The 15,629-nt window shown below is 68.1% G+C and carries 13 protein-coding genes and 1 pseudogene; 6 read left to right on the forward strand and 8 right to left on the reverse strand.

Annotated elements, in window-relative coordinates; translation table 11 throughout:
* Positions 1 to 123 precede the first annotated feature (123 nt).
* Positions 124 to 789 (reverse strand): annotated as a pseudogene (locus FBQ73_RS10445) (HAD family hydrolase); the annotation flags it as partial.
* A 1,024-nt stretch (positions 790 to 1,813) separates the two neighbouring features.
* Between FBQ73_RS10445 and cysE the strand changes: the two are divergent.
* The 5 genes from cysE (at position 1,814) to FBQ73_RS10470 (ending at position 7,393) form a co-directional block, all read left to right on the forward strand.
* Positions 1,814 to 2,629 (forward strand): serine O-acetyltransferase, encoded by an 816-nt coding sequence (gene cysE, locus FBQ73_RS10450; protein WP_138399412.1) that lies wholly within the window; start codon positions 1,814 to 1,816, stop codon positions 2,627 to 2,629.
* A 41-nt stretch (positions 2,630 to 2,670) separates the two neighbouring features.
* The gene (locus FBQ73_RS23395) at positions 2,671 to 4,065 is read left to right on the forward strand and encodes a family 2B encapsulin nanocompartment shell protein (RefSeq protein ID WP_138399413.1); all 1,395 of its coding nucleotides are present in this window, start codon (positions 2,671 to 2,673) and stop codon (positions 4,063 to 4,065) included.
* Positions 4,052 to 5,836, forward strand: a complete 1,785-nt coding sequence (locus FBQ73_RS10460) for a cysteine desulfurase (RefSeq protein WP_138399414.1) — start codon at positions 4,052 to 4,054, stop codon at positions 5,834 to 5,836. Before FBQ73_RS23395 ends, FBQ73_RS10460 begins: the two co-directional genes overlap by 14 nt.
* Before the next feature lie 13 nt (positions 5,837 to 5,849).
* Positions 5,850 to 6,392: a rhodanese-like domain-containing protein gene (locus tag FBQ73_RS10465; RefSeq protein ID WP_138399415.1), complete on the forward strand. Its 543-nt coding sequence runs from the start codon at positions 5,850 to 5,852 to the stop codon at positions 6,390 to 6,392.
* 212 nt (positions 6,393 to 6,604) lie between these two features.
* Complete coding sequence (locus FBQ73_RS10470) at positions 6,605 to 7,393, forward strand: SDR family NAD(P)-dependent oxidoreductase (protein ID WP_138399416.1); 789 nt, start codon at positions 6,605 to 6,607, stop codon at positions 7,391 to 7,393.
* A gap of 144 nt (positions 7,394 to 7,537) precedes the next feature.
* On the opposite strand, the gene FBQ73_RS10475 is transcribed toward FBQ73_RS10470, so the two are convergent.
* Both FBQ73_RS10475 and FBQ73_RS10480 read right to left on the reverse strand, forming a co-directional pair.
* Positions 7,538 to 8,722, reverse strand: a complete 1,185-nt coding sequence (locus tag FBQ73_RS10475; RefSeq protein ID WP_138399417.1) for a thiolase family protein — start codon at positions 8,720 to 8,722, stop codon at positions 7,538 to 7,540.
* 472 nt (positions 8,723 to 9,194) lie between these two features.
* Positions 9,195 to 10,088, reverse strand: a complete 894-nt coding sequence (locus tag FBQ73_RS10480) for an aldose 1-epimerase family protein (RefSeq protein ID WP_210236743.1) — start codon at positions 10,086 to 10,088, stop codon at positions 9,195 to 9,197.
* A gap of 198 nt (positions 10,089 to 10,286) precedes the next feature.
* On the opposite strand from FBQ73_RS10480, the gene FBQ73_RS10485 reads away from it, so the two are divergent.
* The gene (locus FBQ73_RS10485; protein WP_138399418.1) at positions 10,287 to 10,625 is read left to right on the forward strand and encodes a Rieske (2Fe-2S) protein; all 339 of its coding nucleotides are present in this window, start codon (positions 10,287 to 10,289) and stop codon (positions 10,623 to 10,625) included.
* Positions 10,626 to 10,673: 48 nt separating this feature from the next.
* On the opposite strand, the gene FBQ73_RS10490 is transcribed toward FBQ73_RS10485, so the two are convergent.
* From FBQ73_RS10490 to FBQ73_RS10510, 5 genes are all read right to left on the reverse strand, one after another.
* Positions 10,674 to 11,510 carry an ABC transporter ATP-binding protein gene (locus tag FBQ73_RS10490; protein ID WP_138399419.1) on the reverse strand — a complete coding sequence of 279 codons (837 nt, stop codon included), beginning with the start codon at positions 11,508 to 11,510 and terminating at the stop codon, positions 10,674 to 10,676.
* Positions 11,507 to 12,367: an ABC transporter permease gene (locus tag FBQ73_RS10495; protein WP_138399420.1), complete on the reverse strand. Its 861-nt coding sequence runs from the start codon at positions 12,365 to 12,367 to the stop codon at positions 11,507 to 11,509. Before FBQ73_RS10495 ends, FBQ73_RS10490 begins: the two co-directional genes overlap by 4 nt.
* A complete protein-coding gene (locus FBQ73_RS10500; protein WP_138399421.1) occupies positions 12,357 to 13,217 on the reverse strand; it encodes an ABC transporter permease in 861 nt (286 codons plus the stop codon). Before FBQ73_RS10500 ends, FBQ73_RS10495 begins: the two co-directional genes overlap by 11 nt.
* An 88-nt stretch (positions 13,218 to 13,305) precedes the next feature.
* The gene (locus tag FBQ73_RS10505) at positions 13,306 to 14,421 is read right to left on the reverse strand and encodes an ABC transporter substrate-binding protein (RefSeq protein ID WP_138399422.1); all 1,116 of its coding nucleotides are present in this window, start codon (positions 14,419 to 14,421) and stop codon (positions 13,306 to 13,308) included.
* Positions 14,422 to 14,499: 78 nt separating this feature from the next.
* Entirely contained in the window at positions 14,500 to 15,456 is a 957-nt protein-coding gene (locus tag FBQ73_RS10510) for a TauD/TfdA dioxygenase family protein (protein ID WP_138399423.1), read from the reverse strand.
* Positions 15,457 to 15,629 lie beyond the last annotated feature (173 nt).

Raw genomic sequence — 15,629 nt, forward strand, 5'->3', positions numbered from 1 at the left:
CTGGCCATAGAAGCTGGTGAAGGTCATGCCGCCGGCAGCCAGCTGATCGACGTTCGGCGTGGGCATGCCGCGGCGGTTGCCGCCCATCTAGGTACCCAGATCACCCCAGGTCCGGGACCGGCCTTATTTTTCCGCCGGAAAGATCTCTTTCCAGTCGGCCTTCATGTCGATCAGCACCCAGCCTTCCGCCGGCGCCAGATCCATCGCCTTGTCGAGGCGCCCGAAGCGAGATTGGCGGTCATAGGCGTACTCACGCACTGCATCCGTATGATGGACGATCATGCCGAGGCGCGCACCTTCTCCCGCCGTGGTCCATTTCAACATCTGGAGATCGCCATCGGAATTTCCGAAAGCCGCGATCGGGCGCTGGCCGATGTGCTGGTTGTTGCCCACCAGCTTCCCGGCGCCGTCGTCGATGAAATTCAGTTCGGGCAGGCGCACCAGGGTCGGCTTGCCGTCGACGATCTCGAACCTGGTCTAGATACTCGATCCGACCACCTGTGCCGGAAGGACGCCATAGACCGTGTCCGACCAGGGGCGCATGAACTCGATACCGTCGCCGGAGACGATGTAGGTGGTGAAGCCGCTTTCGCGCAGATACCCCAGCACCTCGAGCATCGGCAGGTAGACCAAATCCGTGTACCTGCGCTTGAAACGGGGAGGCCTTGCCATGGTGAGCCAATCCGTGACGGTCTCCTGGAACTGCGCCGGGGACATGCCCGCGTGCGTCACCATCACCAGTTCCAGCAAGCCCTTGTCACCGGATTTGATAAGGGCCGTCAGGTCGCCAGATCACAAGAAGACGTACGATCACCCTCATCGCCCGCCCTTCGCAGCCCACTTCGGCCTCACGTCATTTTTCTAGAGCTATGCCATTCCAAAAGCGCCCTGCGTCTCTTCTGAACATTGGAAATAAATCTGAATCACGCTCTGCCATCAACTCACAAGCCGCGCATACTAGCTAAATTGGAGCCGGTGATCTTCTGATCTTGCGTCAATTTGGGAGATTAGAGGCAATTTCCGATGCCTCGTGCAGGTGGTCACGGAATGGATGTCAGCGGCGCTCAAGCCGCTGCACTGAGTTCCCGGCGCGGCCGAACAGCCGCCCAGGCACGGGACGCGGCGGGTGCGTCCATTCGCGTGGCGGAACTGATCAGCCGGGATCAGCGCAAAAGCAGAGCCGAAACGCGGCCCCAAGGGCGCGTTGTCCGCCTCCGGCACGCATCCCCGACGGCGTGTGGGAGAGGCTCCATGGAAGGTGCCGCGTGCGAATGCCCGGCGTCGCGGCAAAACGGCGGGGGCACGGCCGAGCCTTCCGGCGGCAGCAACCCATGGGCCTTCCATATTTCCATAAATTCAATTGAATTTGTTGACTATCAAACTCAAGGCTGCTCTCCTCAGGCGACGCAACAGCCGGAGGAGAGGGTGTCATCAGCGGGTGTCCTTAGATCAGGTGGGGGCAGGCCATCCAGGCTCGCCGCGTCCCCGCGCCGCCTTCGGGCGAGCTGTCGCGCAGGCACGGCCCTGGCCGCAAATCCATCCCGGCGCGAACCTGCGTGCCCCAAGGCTTCCCGCCCCAATGCCTTCCATTCCAAGAGCTTTCCATTCCAAGAGCTTTCCATTCCAAGAGCTTTCCATTCCAAGGCTTCCCCATGCCGAACATGACCCCGCGCAAAGCGATGCGCGTCACCCTGCATCTCCAAGCCCGATCACGCTCCAGGCATCCCCGGGGGCAGGTTCACCGGTGCGGAGCCTCTGAAGCTCCCCCCTCCGACGGCCGGCCCGCGACGCTTTCCGGAAGGCGGAGGCCGTCATGAGCATCGCCATGGAGGTGGTGAAGGGGACCGGAGAGAACCTCATCTGGTCCCGCATGCGGCAGGAGGCCTCCGCCGCCCTCGACGAGGAGCCGTTGCTCGCCGGAGTGCTCCAGTCGACGGTGATCGACCAGCCGGACCTCGGCAGCGCCTTCGCCTATCGCCTCGCCCATCGCCTCGGCGGCGGCGACCTGAGCCGCCTCGCGGTGCGCGACATCTTCATGTCGGCGCTGCGGTCGCGGCCGTCGCTGCGGACCGCCTTCACCGACGACCTCAGCGCCATCTATGAGCGCGACCCCACCTGCCGGCGCTTTCTCGACCCCTTCCTCTACTACAAGGGCCTCGCCGCGCTGGAGGCCTACCGCGTCGCCCACTGGCTGTGGAACGACGGCCGCACCACGCTGGCGCTCAACTTCCAGAGCCGCATTTCCGAGGTGTTCCAGGCCGATATCCACCCTGCCGCCCGCATCGGCTCCGGCGTCTTCATCGATCACGCCACCGCGGTGGTGATCGGCGAGACCGCTGTGGTGGCGGATGATGTCTCCATCCTTCAATCCGTCACCCTCGGCGGCAACGGCAAGGACCGGGGCGACCGCCATCCCAAGATCGGGCGGGGCGTGCTGCTCTCCGTGGGCGCCAAGGTGCTCGGCAACATCAAGGTGGGGGAAGGCGCGCGGGTCGCCGCCGCCGCCGTGGTGCTGCACGACGTGCCGCCCTTCTCCACCGTGGCGGGCGTGCCGGCCAAGGTGATCGGCCATTCCAGCACCCAAAGACCCGCCTTCAGCATGGATCAGATGTTCGGCGACGGCATCTGAATGCTTAGCCCCTTTACGGAAGTACAACACAAGGAACAGACATGACCTCCCAGAGACTGAGTGTCAGCGCGGCCGCCGCACGCAATCTTGCGACGGCCAGCGTCACGGTGGTGCAGAATTCCGAACGCACGCCGCGCTGGCTCCATCGCCTTCTGCCCTGGGTCGATGTGGCGGGCGGCGTCTATCGCGTGAACCGGCGTTCGGTGCTGGTGCCCAAGCCCGGCCGCATCGCCATTGGCCTCGACGGCGGGACGGCGCGCATCGTGCCGCAGAGCCTGGCCGCCATCCCGCTGCTCAGCGGGCTCGATGGGGCGGCAGCGGCAAGCCTTGCCGAACGCTTTCAGGAAAGCCGGCACAAGGCGGGCGAGGTCATTGCGGAGCCTTCGGCCGGCGCTCAGAAGCTGTTCGTGGTGGCGGACGGCACCCTTGAATATTTCCTCACCGGCCCGTTCGGCGGACTGCTGCGGCAGGGCCTTGCCACCACAGGCGACTATTTCGGCGACCACGCCCTCACCGGCGAGGCGCGCCATGTGCCGGGGGTAAAGGCGCTCTCCGACGTGACCCTGCTCACCTTCGATATCGCCGACCTCGCCCAGCTCAACGCAGTGCGCGATTCCATCACGGCCACCGCCGACAAGCTGAAGGACCTGGCCGCAATCACCAACGGCCACGGCGAACCCAAGATCAGCCTTTTGGCCGGCCACAGCGGCGAGCCGCGCCTGCCCACCACCTTCGTGGATTATTCCGAGCACCCGCGCGAATACCACCTTTCCACCATCCAGACGGTGCTGCACACCCACACCCGCATCACCGACCTCTATTCCAACGAGATCGATCAGCTGCGCGAGCAGATCCGCCTCACCGTGGACGCGGTGAAGGAGCGGGAGGAATGGGAGATCATCAACAATCCCGATTTCGGCCTGCTCAACGAGGTGTCGCCGCGGTTCCGCATCCCCACCCGCTCCGGCGCGCCGACCCCGGACGACCTCGACGAGCTTCTGAGCCTGGTGTGGAAGCGGCCGGCCTTCTTCGTCGCCCATCCGCGCACCATCGCCGCCTTCGGCCGCGAGGCCACCCGGCGCGGCGTGCCGCCGGTGGTGATCCATCTTTATGGCTCGCCCTTCCTCACCTGGCGCGGCGTGCCCCTGGTGCCGTCCGACAAGCTGCCGATCAACGTGGACCCGGCGACCGGGGTCGCCTCCTCCTCCATCCTGCTGCTGCGCGTCGGCGAGGCGGAACAGGGCGTGGTCGGGCTGCAGAAGGTGGGCGTCACCGGCGAGGTGGAGCCGGGCCTGTCGGTGCGCTACTCGGGCACCAACGAGCACTCCATCGCCTCGCACCTCGTCACCCGCTATTTCTCGGCGGCGGTGCTGATCGAGGATGCCATCGCCCGCCTCGATAACGTTCTGATCGGGCGCTACCATGACTACGCCTGAGCACGCATTTCCGGGGTTAGCCGCGTTCAGCCCTGCGGAGGGCGATGGCTTCCACACCGCCCTCATCTCGCGGCTCGTCAACGAACTCTGTCGCGAGGGGGACGGCACCACGCCGTCCGCCCTCCCGGCGAAGGCGATCGCCCCGCACGCCCCGGCCTTTCCCGGCGTGTGGCAGCAGGCCTCCGCCGCGCCCGGATATCCGGCGCCGCGCCTGCCGGGCATCACCAGCGGCGGCGCGGAAGGCATTCGCGCCGCCCGGGGCTTTGCTCCGGCGGGTTCCACCCCCGATGGCGGCCGAGCCCCGCCGGTCCATCCGGTGATCGAGCCAGTCATCGAGCCTCTGGCCGAAGGCCCTGCCGTGCCGCCGCCCGCGTCGGCATCAGCCGACGCAGGATGGCGGCGGATCTCCGTGGTGGATACGCCAGCCGGCATCGGCCGGGACGATCCCTTTGCCTCGCCGGACTTCTATTTCCTCACCCCCGGCACTTCGCGCTTCGTGCCGGGACAGGGCAAGCCGCCCCACCAGACGCCCCCGGCGGTGACGCACGGCGGCCTCACCGGGTTCGATCCCTATCGGGTGCGGGCAGATTTTCCCGCCTTGCACCAGACCGTCAACGGCCACCCGCTGGTGTGGCTCGACAATGCCGCCACCACGCAGAAGCCGCAGAGCGTCATCGACGCCACCTCGCACTTCTACGCCCATGACAATTCCAACATCCACCGCGCCGCCCATACCCTGGCGGCGCGCTCCACCGACCTGTTCGAGGGGGCGCGGGAAAAGATCGCCCGCTTCATCGGCGCCGCCGAGCCGCGCGAGATCGTGTTCCTGCGCGGCACCACGGAAGCCATCAACCTGGTGGCCAACACCTTCGGCCGCACCCGCATCGGCGCCGGGGACGAGATCATCGTCACCGCTATCGAGCACCACGCCAATATCGTGCCCTGGCAGTTGCTGTCGCAGGCCACCGGCGCGGTGCTGAAGGTGGTGCCGGTGAACGACCGGGGCGAGGTGATCCTGGAGCAGTTCGCCGCTTTGCTCACCGGGCGGACCAAGCTGGTCTCGGTGACCCACGTGGCCAACGCGCTGGGCACGGTGGTGCCAGTGGAGGAGATCATCGCCATCGCCCACGCCCATGGCGTGCCGGTGCTGGTGGATGCCGCCCAGTCGGCCCCCCACGTGCCCATCGACGTGAAGGCGCTGGACGCCGACTTCCTGGTGCTGTCCGGCCACAAGATCTTCGGCCCCACCGGCATCGGCATCCTCTACGGCAAGGCCGACCTGCTGGAGAGTCTGCCGCCCTGGCAGGGCGGCGGCCACATGATCAAGGACGTGACCTTCGCGAAAACCGTCTACCAGGGCCTGCCCGAGCGGTTCGAGGCGGGCACGCCGGACATCGCCGGCGCGGTGGGCCTAGGTGCGGCGGTGGACTATCTCCAGCAGGTGGGCCTGCCCGCCATCGCCGCCTATGAGCATGCCTTGCTTGACTATGCCACGGCGGGGCTGGAGGAGATCGCCGGCCTTCGGCTCATCGGCACCGCCCGGCACAAGGCGAGCGTGCTATCCTTCGTGGTGAAGGATATCGATCCCCAGGAGGTGGCGAAGTTCCTCGACCGGCGCGGCATCGCCGTGCGCTCGGGGCACCATTGCGCCCAACCCGCCCTGCGCCGCTTCGGCGTGGAAGCGACGGTGCGGGCCTCGCTCGCCTTCTACAACACCCGCGAAGACGTGGACGCGCTGGTGACCGCGCTCCACGTTTTGCCGAAAAGCTGAAGGACGCCTGACCATGGCCGAGACCATCTCCATCGGAACCCTCAAGGCGCGCATCGCCGGCGACCCCGGCCTGCTTCTGGTGGATGTGCGCACCCCGGCCGAATATGGCGAGGTGCATGTGCCGCAGGCGAAGAGCGTGCCCCTCGACAGCCTCGATCCGGCCGCCCTCGCGGCGGCCGGCGTCGCCGCCCGCGACCGGCCGGTCCACGTCATCTGCCGCACCCAAAACCGGGCCAAGCTCGGCGCCGCCGCCTTCGAGAAGGCCGGCTTCGGGCAGGTGGTGATCGTGGATGGCGGCACCACGGCCTGGGAGGCGGCGGGCTATCCGGTGACGCGGGGCGGCGTGAAGGTGATCAGCCTGGAGCGGCAGGTACGGATCGGCGCCGGCTCGCTCGTCGTCCTCGGCGTGCTGCTGGCGTGGCTGGTGCACCCGGCCTTCATCGTCCTCTCGGGCTTCGTGGGCGCCGGCCTCGTCTTCGCCGGCATCACCGATTTCTGCGGCATGGGCCTTCTGCTGGCCCGCGCCCCCTGGAACCGCAGGACGGCGGCAGGCTGAGAGGGCGCCCCCGCCCGCAGGCTCGGCTCGGCCCGGCACCGGGCCATGGGGCCTTTGCGGCCCATCCTCGCGCCATCGCGCCCGGGGGCCCACCTCTGGCACCGCCGATGCCCCTCATCCGCGTGGAAGGCGCAAGCGCGCCGCGCACAAGGGCATTTCGTTTCGAAGCACACCGGGATAAGACCAACCAAATTCCGGGAATCGAAACGCTCATGTCCTCCACAGATCAGAAGGTCGCCCTCGTCACCGGCGCTGCGCGCGGCATCGGCCTCGCCGTGGCGCAAAAATTCCTCGCCGAAGGCTGGCGGGTGGCGCTGCTCGATATCCAGGGCCCGCTGCTTCAAGACGCCGTCGCGAGCCTTCACCAGCCCGACCGCACCCTGGCCCTGACCTGCGACGTTTCCGATGCCAAGGGCATCTCCGCTGCCATGGACACGCTGGTCGCGCGGTTCGGGCGGCTCGACGCGCTGGTCAACAATGCCGGCGTCGCGGTATTCAAGCCGCTGCTGGAGATCGAAGACGCGGAATGGAGCCGGGTGTTCGACGTGAACCTCAGCGGCCCGTTCATCTGCACCCGGGCCGCCGCGCCGCTGATGCGCGAGCAGGGTGGCGGGGCGATTGTCAACATCACCTCCATCTCGGGCCTGCGGGCCTCGACCCTGCGCACCGCCTACGGCACCAGCAAGGCCGCCCTCGCGCATCTCACCAAGCAGCTTGCGGTGGAACTCGCCAGTCTCGGCATCCGCGTCAATGCGGTGGCCCCCGGACCGGTGGAGACCGCCATGGCCAAGGCGGTGCACTCCCCCGAGATCCGCGCCGATTATCACGACAGCATCCCGCTCAATCGCTACGGGCTGGAGCAGGAGCTGGCGGAAGCCATCTTCTTCCTGTGCAGCGACCGCGCCAGCTACATTACCGGCCAGGAGCTGGCGGTGGATGGCGGCTTCGACGCCGCCGGCATCGGCCTGCCCACTCTGCGCGGCGCCCGCCGCAACGGCTGAGTCCGTCCAAAGGCTTAAGCGCGCCCGGACGTTCGGGCCGGGCGGTCGTCGTGCCGGGCGGGATCTGTCTCGCGGCTGGGATGGAGGGGCGCAGTCCAGCCCTGCGCCCCGTCTGTCTGCGTCCCTTGTGTCTGCGCCCGTGTGTCAGAGCGCCTCCAGGGCCAGGGCGATGCCCTGTCCCCCGCCGATGCAGAGGGTGACGATGCCCTTGCGCAAGCCGTCCCGCTTCATGGCGTGGAGCAGCCGTGTGGTGAGGATGGCGCCGGTGGCACCGATGGGATGGCCGTGGGCGATGGCGCCGCCCTCCACGTTCACGATGTCCTCCGGCAGGCCCAGCTCGCGTGCCACCGCGATGGGCACGGCGGCGAAGGCCTCGTTGATCTCGATGCGCTCAATATCGCCCAGGCTCCAGCCCGCCCGCTCCAGCGCCTTGCGCACCGCCGGCACGGGGCCGAGGCCGAACAGGCCGGGCTCCACCGCCGCCACGCCATAGCCAGCGATCCGGCCCAGCGGCGCGATGCCCTTGGCCTCGGCGAACGCGCGGTCAGCGACGATCATCGCCGCGGCGGCGCTGTTCAGGCCGGGCGCATTGCCGGCGGTGATGCTGCCGTCCTTGCGGAAGGCCGGCTTCAGCCTGGCGAGCCCTTCCAGCGTCGTATCCGGGCGCGGCGCCTCGTCGGATGCGAAGGTCTCCGGTCCCTTCTTGCCCTTCAGCTCCACCGCGACGATCTCGCCGGCGAAGTGGCCCGCCTTCTGCGCGGCGGCAAAGCGCTGCTGGGAGCGCACGGCGAAGGCATCCTGATCGGCCCTTGTGATCTGCATGCGGGTGACGAGGTCTTCCGTGTGCCAGCCGGAATGCTCGCCGGAAAACGCGTCGTTGAGCCCGTCCGTGAGCATGCTGTCGAGGATCTGGGCCGGGCCCATGCGATAGCCCCAGCGGCCGCCGTCGAGGAGATAGGGCGCGCGGTCCATGTTCTCCATGCCGCCCGCAACCGCCACGTCGGCGGCGCCAACCGCGATCTCCTGCGCCACAGTGAGGATGGCCTGTGCTCCCGATCCGCAGACCCGGTTGACAGTCATGGCCGGCACCGACACTGGCAGACCGCCGCCGATGGACGCCTGCCGGGCGGGGTTCATGCGGTTGCCGGCCTGCACCACGTTGCCCATCACCACGGTGCCGATCTCCGCCGGATCGAGGTTGGCGCGGCGCAGCGTCTCGCGCACGGCGATGGCGCCCAGTTCCGTTGCCGGAATGCCCTTGAGCGCCCCGTTGTAAGCGCCGATGGCGGTGCGCACGGGCGCGGCGAGGATGATGTCAGGCGTGCTCAAGATGCTCTCCTTCTCCGGATACGATATCGCCACGCGCACTGGCGTGGCCGCCCCGGCGCTGCGCGATCCATGGACCGGGCAGACCCACCCATATACGGGCATATACCCTATAATGGACCGCAAACGAGCATCCGGCAACCCCCGACACGGTGACGCGCCACGGCAGGCGCGACCCGTGCGGGTGCAGCTAATGTCATTTATATGAGCCAAAGCCTGAAATCGCCTCGGGCCATATCTCGCCCGCAGACACGCGCCATACCGCTGCACACTAAAACCGGGCTGCCATATTTGGCCCGCTCAATTATCAGCATATACCCTATTTATCGCACTCTCCCGCCCCTGCGCCCCCGCGCGGTCGGCCGTCCTGCCGGGCGCTATGGCAATTCTCGTCCCTGCTGGGATCGGATCACGCAACCTGCGGGTTGAAACAAGACGACCAGGCATCGCGCGGATGGCGTCTCGCTGACGTCGCCTAGCCGCCGGTGTCGGGCAGCCAGCTGATGGACATGGCGAATGTCTGCGCGCCGCCCGGCGGAATGTGCGCGAGACCTGGCTTCTCCACGAAAGGCCGCACCTCATTCTCCGGCGTTGCGAAGCCGTGCCATGGCTCGATGCACAGGAAGGGCGCGCCCGGCTTCGACCACAGGCCGAGCTGCGGCATGCCCGGAAAGCCGATCTCAAGGCCCGGCGCGCCCGGCACACCGAAGCGGATGCGCTGCGAGCGGATGGTCCGGAAGATCACGGCGTCGCGCTCGAACAGGGCATCGTCGGGCGCGATGATCCCGCTCGCCGCCGGATTGGGCTCGGTGGTAGCCGAAAGCAGGCCCTCCACTGGCCGGTGTACCGGCTCGTTCTCCGGCGTCTCGAAGAGCAGGCGGTGGTCGGCCCGGCTGCCGCCATAGGGCATCGGCCACAGGAAGGCAGGGTGGAAGCCGAAGCTCGCCGGCAAGCTGTCCGATCCCGGATTGCGCACCGTGCCGGTGATGGTGAGGGTGGCGCCGTCGAGCACATAGGCCACGTCCAGCGCGAAGGCGAAAGGATATTGGGCCCGGGTCTCGGCGCTCGGCAGCAGCCGGAACGCGGCGCGGGCCGGCTCTTCTTCCACCACTTCGAACGTGCTGCGCCGGGCAAAGCCGTGCTGCTTCATGCCGTAGCGCTGCCCGTCGTGGAGCAGTTCGTCCTCCGGCAGCCGGCCGACGATGGGAAACAGCAGCGGCGCGCGCCCCGCCCAGAACGCCGGATCGCCATGCCATAGCAGGTCGCGGCCCTCCCGGTCGCGCAGCCGCACCAGTTCGGCGCCGAGGGGGGCAATCTCCGCCGACAGCACGCTGGAACTCAAGCTCACCGACTTGCCCGTCATGGTCATTCGCCCTCCGGATCATGCGCCTTTCGCCATCCCTAGCACCGCGGGAGGAAGGAAGGCATCCCGGTGGCGGGCTGGGCGTGTGCCCTGTCGGCTTTGCGACACTCGCGGGGCCGGCAGACGCCCGGAATGGCGCGCCCCGCACTGGTCCACAACTTGCGTGTGGGCGGTCAGACGTTCGTTTCTGCGAAGGCGATCCCCATGGCGTTCACCTCTGTCTGTCCCACGAGTGCGGTGAGTGAGGGGGCCATGGGCCTCTTCCAGGTCGGCCGCAAGAGCGTGCTGCTGGTGTGGCCCACGGGCGGCGAGCTGAAGGCCTATCGCGGGCGATGCCCCCACGCCGACATGCCTTTGACCGACGCCACCTTCAACGGGCAGACCGTCACCTGCCCCATCCATGTGTGGGGATTCGACGCCACCAGCGGCAAGTGCGTGACCCACCTCGTGCGCAACGCGCTCCACCCCTATGACGTGCGGGTGGAGGGTGACGAGATCCTCGTGGACGTGGGCCCGGTGAAGCCGGCGCGGGCGCCGGCCTGATTTTGAAGGCGGAGTGCTTTCCCCGCCGATCCGCTCCGGTGGCGGGCCTCATGCCGTTGTTTCAGCTCCCGCGCCTACTCCCCGCTCCGCCGGAGCGTGTACCACGCCGAGCAGCTCCAGCACCTGGTCGCGCAGGGCAACGAACTGCGGGCTGGAGCGGTCGCGCCGGGCCACCTCGGGCACATTGAGCACCGCCGCGATGCGCCCCGGCCGGGGATGCAGCACCACGATGCGATGGCCCAGATACACCGCCTCGTCCACATCGTGGGTGACAAGGATGGCGGTGGCCCCCTCGCTGGCCACGATGCGCTTCAGTTCCTCCTGCAATCGCAGCCGGGTCAGCGCATCGAGCGCGCCCAAAGGCTCGTCCAGCAGCAGGAAGCGCGGCCGGTTGGCGAGCGCCCGGGCGATGGCGACGCGCTGCGCCATGCCGCCGGAGAGCTGGGCCGGATAGGCCTTGGCGAAGGCCTCCAGCCCCACCAATTCCAGATGCTCGGCTACCGCGCGCCGCCGCGCCGGCTTGTCGAGGCCGGAATGCAGCAGCGCCGCGCCCACATTGGCCTCCACCGTGAGCCACGGCAGCAGCCGGTGCTCCTGGAACACGATGGCCCGGTCGGCCCCCGGCCCGTCCACGAGCCGGTCGTCGAGGCGGATCTCGCCGGAATAGTCCCGGTCGAGGCCGAGGATCAGGCGCAGCAGGGTGGACTTGCCGCAGCCGGATGCGCCCACCACGCTCACGAAGGCGCCGGCCTCCACGGTGAGGGTGATGCCGGCGAGCGCCTCGATGGGCCGGCCCTGCACCAGGAAGGTCTTGTTGACATTGCGGATGTCGAGGGCGGGATGGCGCGCGGCCAGCGCCGGAGCGGAAGCAAGGGGCGCGGTCATCGGGCGTGCCACCGCACGAGGAGGGCTTCGGCGCGCTCGGCCAGCGTGTTGTAGGCGAGCCCAACGAGGCCGAACAGCGCGATGGCGAGGAATAAAAGGTCGATCTCGAACAATTGGCTGCCCTCGTTGAGCCGCCCGCCGAGACCGGGGGCGATGTTGAGGAAGAGTTCGGAGCCAACGGTGGCGAGCCACGCATAGATGAGCGCGCCGTGCAGGCCGGTGAAGATCATGGGCAGCGCGCTCGGCACTGCCACCAGGCGAAAATAGGTCCAGCGGCTGAACAGCAGCACATCGGACAATTCGCGATAGGTGGCCGGCACGAGGCTGATGCCCCGCCAAGTATTCACCACCATGGGCTGGAACGCCGCCACGGCGATGAAGGCGATCTTGCCGGGGTCGGCGCCGCCGAACCACATGGACAGCAGCGGCACCCAGGCGAACAGCGCCGTCTGCCGCTGGGCCAGCACGGTCGGGCCGACGATCTTGCCGAGCCGGCCCGACAGGCCCAGAAGGCCGCCGAGGGCAAGGCCGGCGGCCACCCCGATGACCAGCCCGGCGAGATTGCGCCGCAAAGTCTCCTTCAGATCGAACAGGATGGTGCCTTGGGTCACCTCCACGACGAGGCGATGGACCACGTCGAGGGGGGACGGCAGGTATTTGCGCTCCACCCAGCCGAAATGATGGGCGGCGAACCACAGCAGCAGCAGCGCGCCGAACGAGGCCCAGGGCCGCCAGTCGAGGCTCCGGCCCAGCGCATGACCGGTGCCGCGCAGGGCCGTAGCAAGCCGCGAGGGGGCCGCGGGCGCGGCGTCGCGGGCGGTGCTTCGGGCGGTGCCGGAAAGGGCGTCAATGGACATCGGCGGTCCCCTTCTTCCACGGCTGCGCCCGGCGCTCCACGGCCCGCAGCAGCAGGTCCATGGCAAGGCCCGCGATCGCCACAACGATCATGGCCACGATGACGAGGTCGAGCTGGAACAGCTGGCGGCCCCATGTCATCAGGTAGCCGAGGCCCTCGAAGGAGGCGAACAGCTCGGCCAGCACCAAAGTCTGCCAGGCATTGGCGAGGCCCTCGCGCAGCCCGGCGAAGAGTGAGGGCACCGCCCCCGGCAGCACGATGAGGCGCAGCGTGTCGCGGGTGTCGAACTGCAGCGCCTGCCCCAGCTCCCGGAAGGCCGGCGAGACCGCCTCGATGCCCCGCGCCGTGCCGAGGATGACGGGGATGGCCGCCGACCAGGCGATGACCACATATTTCAACGGCTCATCGATGCCCATGAACAAAGTGAGCAGCGGCATCCAGGCCAGCACGTTCACCCGCGCCACCGCCTGCACCGGCGGATAGAAGAAGGCGCGGAAGGTGGGCGACAGGCCCGCCGCCGCCCCGAAGGCGAGCCCGCCCACGGCCCCGATGCCGAAGCCGATGAGCACCCGCTCGGTGGACACCTTCAGATGGGTGGCGAGGGTGCCGTCGCCCACGAGGCCGAGGAAGGTTTCCAGGATCGCCTGCGGCGCCGGCAGGATCTGTTCCGGCAGCAGGCCGGCCCGCGCCGCCGCCCACCACACGACCACCAGGACCGTGGGAAAGCCGAGGCCGAGCACGGCGGCCGGAATCGCGCGTGGCCGGCGGCGATGGGCGGGGACCGCGAGGGAGGCCACTTGGGCGGCCTCGGGGCGGGCGGACCGGGTGTCGAGGGTCTGTGTGAGGCTCATGTCGCTCCACCGGTGATGGCGTGACCAGGGCCGGGAGCGTCCTGCGCGCACCGGCCCTGGAAGGACCTTCAAGATTCAGTTGCAAGGTTCAATTGGAGGCTTTCTGGTCGATCCGGCCGCGGGTCACGATCTTGCCCTTGGCGTCATGGGTGGACCAGAAGTCCTCCAGGGCCAGGTCCTTCAGCGCCTTGTCGAGATAGGTGCGGTCGAACCAGTGATCGATGTCCGGATCACCCTTCAGCAGGCCGTAGTCCTTGGCGGCGGCGGCCTGTTCCTTGTAGCGGGCGACCACATAGTCATCGATCAGCGGATTGACGATGTGGGAGAGCCGCACGCCCTCGAAATTGGTGGCGAACGTTTCCTTGGGCAGGCCGGAGAGCGCCCAGGCCTCGAACGCCTCCTCGCGGTTCTCGTCCAGCGAGATGAAGCGCGCCGCCTTGATGAAGGTGGTGACCACGCGCTGGGTCAGCTCGGGATGCTCAGCGGCGAACTTCTCGGTGACGAAGTAGGAGGAGTTGCGCCCCAGCGTCGGATCGTCATTCTTGGTGGTGTAGACGATCTTGACCACGCCCCGCGCCGCCAGCGGCAGATATTCCTGCCCGCCGAACACCGCATCCACATTGCCGGAGCTCAGGGCCGCCACGGCGGCGTTGGCATCGAGATTGATGAAGCGCACGTCCTTCTCGGAGAGGCCGTGCAGCGCCAGGATGCGGTCGGTGGCATTCTGCAAATTGGTGCCCTTGAACAGGGCGACCTTGCGGCCTTTCACGTCCTCCACCTTGGCGATGTCGCTGTTGGCCGGCACCGCGAGGAAGATGGGATTGTTGCGCTGGGTGGCGAAGATGAATTTGTGCTTCAGCCCCCGCGCCCGGCCGACGATGGCCGGCAGGTCGCCGAGCAGGAAGAAATCCAGCTGGCCGGAGGCCACCGATTCATTCAGCGCCGGCCCGGCGCCACGGAAGAAGGTCCATTCGATCTTCACGTCCTTGTCGTTGGCGAACTCCTTCTCGATCAGCTCGCGTGCCCGCGCATAGGTGGTGGGATCGCCGTGGGAGAAGGCCCGCTGCTCGGCGCCGACGCCGGGATGGCCGAAACGGATCACGGTCTCGGCGGAGGCGGCTCCCGCCCACAGGGCGACGAGCGCGGCGGCACCCGCCAGCGGGCGCAGCAGAGGACGCAGAAGACGAAGAATGGGGCGCGACATGGGAACCTCGTCGGCAGGCGGGCGGGGCATTCGGGCGGGGCGGCCGGGACAGGTCCCGGCCGCGTCGGGCGGGCAGGCTCAGGCGGCGCGGCCGACCTCGGCCTTGTCGTGGCGGGAGCGCAGCACGCTCGAACGGCCGTCCACGCTCACCGGCACCTCCCCGTCCACGGTCACGCGGCGCACGATGCGGTGCTGGTCGCCGTAGTCGTTGACGGCGTAATGCTGGGTGGCGCGATTGTCCCAAACCGCTACGTCGCCCTGCCGCCAGCGCCAGCGGACGGTGTTCTCCGGCGCGGTGATGTGGCTCTGGAACAGGTCGTAGAGCTTCTGGCTGTCGCCCTTGTTGAGGCCGATGAAGCGCTGCACGAAATTGCCCAGCACCAAAGTGCGCTCCCCGGTCTGCGGGTGCACGCGCACCACGGGATGCTCGGTCTCGAACACGGTGCGGGTGAAGTTGCGGTCGAACTGCCGGCGGTCGTCGTCGGTGGCGTGGGGGCGCACGGCGGCATAATCGTAGGCGTTGGTGTGCAGCGCCCACAGGCTGTCGGCGAGCTGGCGCAGCGGCTCGGGCAGATACGCGTAGGCCGTGGCGGTGTTCGACCACACCGTGTCGCCGCCGGCGGCGGGAATTAGCACGCCGCGCAGCACCGAGATCTTGGGATAGGCGTCCACGAAGGTCACATCCGTATGCCACTGGTCGGCGCGGCCGGCGCCCTGCCCGCTGTCGCGCTCGCCGCTGCGGCGGGTGTCCAGCTCCAGCACCGAACTGGTGCCGGAAAGGGCGCCGATGGTGGGATGGGGAACCAGCCCGCCAAACCGTGCGCCGAACGCCTCCTGCGCTGCGTCGTCGAGATTCTCCTGGTCGCGGAAGAACAGCACCTTGTGCTTCAGCAGCAGGCGCTGGATCTCGTCAAACAGTGGCTGCGGCAGATCGCCGGCGAGCCGCACGTTGCGGATCTCGACCCCGATGCGGCCGGAGAGCGGAACCACGTCGCTCTCGGGAAGGGTGGGCAGGCTGGTGACCGATGCGCTCATGGCAACCTCCTCGTGATGACCTGATGGCCTTTCCCCGGATCGGGGGGCGGGCGGGGCCGCCGTGCATTCGACGGGCGCCACAGCCGCGGCGGGAATATTTAGATTGATAATTTCAAGTTAGTCTATAAATTAAATGAACATTAAAACCCGGTTGTTTCACACCCTCGTTTCCA

The organism is Xanthobacter autotrophicus, from assembly GCF_005871085.1.
GTDB classification, from domain to species: domain Bacteria; phylum Pseudomonadota; class Alphaproteobacteria; order Rhizobiales; family Xanthobacteraceae; genus Xanthobacter; species Xanthobacter autotrophicus.